The 2500-nt window shown below is 48.0% G+C and carries 3 protein-coding genes (1 of these 3 cut by a window edge); 1 reads left to right on the top strand and 2 read right to left on the bottom strand.

Annotated elements, in window-relative coordinates:
- Positions 1-18, bottom strand: partial view of a hypothetical protein gene (locus tag L5470_RS12910; RefSeq protein ID WP_099799607.1) — the beginning only. 219 nt of this gene lie to the left of the window's left edge; only the first 18 of its 237 coding nucleotides appear in the window; it begins with the start codon at positions 16-18; the stop codon falls past the left edge of the window.
- Between the two features lie 685 nt (positions 19-703).
- Between L5470_RS12910 and L5470_RS12905 the strand changes: the two genes are divergently transcribed.
- Positions 704-1804 (top strand): Get3/ArsA fold putative tail anchor-mediating ATPase NosAFP, encoded by a 1101-nt coding sequence (locus tag L5470_RS12905; protein WP_448532905.1) that lies wholly within the window; start codon positions 704-706, stop codon positions 1802-1804.
- 14 nt (positions 1805-1818) lie between these two features.
- Here the strand turns inward: L5470_RS12905 and L5470_RS12900 are convergent, their stop codons facing one another.
- The gene (locus tag L5470_RS12900; protein ID WP_499500214.1) at positions 1819-2244 is read right to left on the bottom strand and encodes an RNA-guided endonuclease InsQ/TnpB family protein; all 426 of its coding nucleotides are present in this window, start codon (positions 2242-2244) and stop codon (positions 1819-1821) included.
- Between the last annotated feature and the right edge of the window lie 256 nt (positions 2245-2500).

Here is a 2500-nt window from a genome sequence, read left to right as displayed (position 1 = left end):
ACCATCGACGTATGACATCAGGGAATCCAAATAACTGACGAAATTTAAGCGATGAGGTCATCGCGAATTCAGTATGGCGGCGATCGCCCCGATGGGGGAATCGTAAAAATACGGAAAATCCTTGCGCCAACCTGTGGAAAACTCCAAAAAGCCTGTGGAAAAATCTGGGGAAAATCTGGGGAAAACTATAGAAAAACTCTGGAAAATTGTGGAAATCTTTTTATTCTTTTATTAAGCATTTAATCGCCTGTGGAAAACTACCCAATTTTTTCCACAGGTTTTCCACAGGAATGAATAGGCTCAAACCAAGTCAGGGTCAGGGGTTTACTATGTTTTTCCACATTTTCCACAGCCCCTACTACTACTATAAGAATATTTATAAGATCAGTAGTAGTAGAGATCTTAGAGATCTACGATAAAAAGTTCTGAAAAGAGGAAATTAAGCTAGGGAGCACTACACACCCCGGTTCACGGAAAGGGCTGATCAACCCTAAACATCCGTAAATAGCTACCAAAAGGTAAATGGCAGCCAAAGGGTTCTAAAACAGCCAAGAAGCAGGGTGAACCCATAAAGCTAGGGGATTTATCCTTCATGCCCTTTAGGGGGCTTTTAAGGGGATTCTGTGGGGCGCTAAGGGGAGTGTTCTATTGAACGTTTGCCGATACCATAGTCCAAGTACTACCCATCTCTTTCTAGGCTTCCATGACACGCATTGTCACTTTTTTAGGGTCAACCCCAGAGCAGCAAACGGCTCTTGGTCTAGCGGTTGCTCAGTGGTTTGCTGAACATCAGCAACGAACCCTCTTGGCGTTGCCAGCACCGGCAACCACATTGCAGTATTTAATTGGTGATGTATATAAAGAAACTGGGTCTCAAGCGGTATCTGTTGGCGATCGCCTTTGCGTAACACAACTGTTTGCTACTCAAAGCTTGGATATGGCTTGGGATGATCTCAGTCGCCTTGTGGAGTCCTATTTACCGCCGGAGCTGGTCGGCAAGGTCTATGCGGGTGAACTGATGATTTTGCCTGGTATGGATATGCTGTTGACCCTAAATGCCCTACGGGTCTATTACAGCAGTGGCGAGTACGATGTGATTGTTTACGCAGGTGCGAATAGTCGAGATACGTTGCGGTTGATAGGATTGCCTCAAGGACTGGCTTGGTACTATCGCCGGTTTCGCCGATTGTTAGAGCAACTGGATATTAACAAAATTGCGACTGCTATGGGTGGGCCGATCGCCAGCGCCATTATGGCTGCGAACATTGATACCCAAAAAATTAATGAGCGACTTGCCCAAGCCAAGGAATGGGTGGATCGCGGTGTGACGATTGCTTCAGATGGGCAGCGGCTATCGGTATTTTTGCTAACCAGTCCTGCCGCGCTTGAGATTGCCCAGACGCAATGGTTGTGGGGGAGTGCTCAACAGGTGAATGTGCCGATTTCTGAGGTATTTTGTTTGGGAGAGGCAACCCCTGATGTCAATCAAGCCTTTGCACCGTTACGGATTTCAACCCTCCCGACCGACCTTAGAGCTTGGCAGTCCCTTGTACCCAGCTTGCCTGACTTTAACAACCTAGCGAGTGCCCCTGCTCCCCACGAATTTGATGAGGTGCAACAGCAGGTACGTATTTTTCTGCCCGGGTTTCGCAAGGAGCAAGTAAAGCTCAGTGAGTTTAGCGGTGAGTTAACGGTCGAGGCAGGAGACCAACGCCGCCACATTGAACTGCCCCCCAGCCTTAAGGGAAAACCTGTGCAGGGCGGAAAGTTTGAAGCACCCTACTTGATTGTGAACCTATCTTGACATACTCCCCATGCCTAAAGGCAGGGGATTCTTGTTACTAGTTCAGCGACAGCACTTACCATTTCAGGTTTCCCATCCATAGCAGAGGTGCTTGTCTCCCCAGTCGTTTGGGATTTCTCCCCAGTTCCCCAATGCCCTTGGGTACTGTTTTGCCATTCCATCCCCAAGATGCTTAGCCCCTTTTTCAAGATATTCAGAGCCGCGTTCTGGTCTCTGTCTAACTCAAACCCGCACTTAGGACAACTATGGGTTCTAGTGGATAAGGTTTTCACGACCCTATGCCCACAGTTACTGCAATCCTGCGTGGTGTACTGCGGCGGCACGCTGACTACTGCCTTGTCCCATACCTTACCGTAGTAGTCBAGCCATTCAGTGAATTGAGACCAGCYAGCATCATGGATGGATTTGGCAAGATGATGATTCTTAACTAGATTCTTCACCTGCAAGTCTTCATACGCCACGACATCGTGAGATGCCACCACGCACCGTGCCTAGATCGGATTGCCCAGTCTTTACGCTGGCGTTGAACTTTCAGATGTACTTTGCCTAGTCGCTTTCTTTGCTTGTGGTAGTTCTTGGATTGAGGTTTCGCCCCTTTCTTGAACTTCCGACTTAATCTGCGTTGATGTTGCTTTAACCTCCGTTCACTACGTCTTAAAAACTTAGGACAATCGACCGTGTTTCCGTTCTGGTCGA

The sequence above is a fragment of the Synechococcus sp. PCC 6717 genome (assembly GCF_022698185.1).
GTDB lineage: Bacteria > Cyanobacteriota > Cyanobacteriia > Thermosynechococcales > Thermosynechococcaceae > Thermosynechococcus > Thermosynechococcus lividus.
Note: the sequence above shows the minus strand (reverse complement) of the source record. Positions and strands in the feature narration are given on the sequence as shown.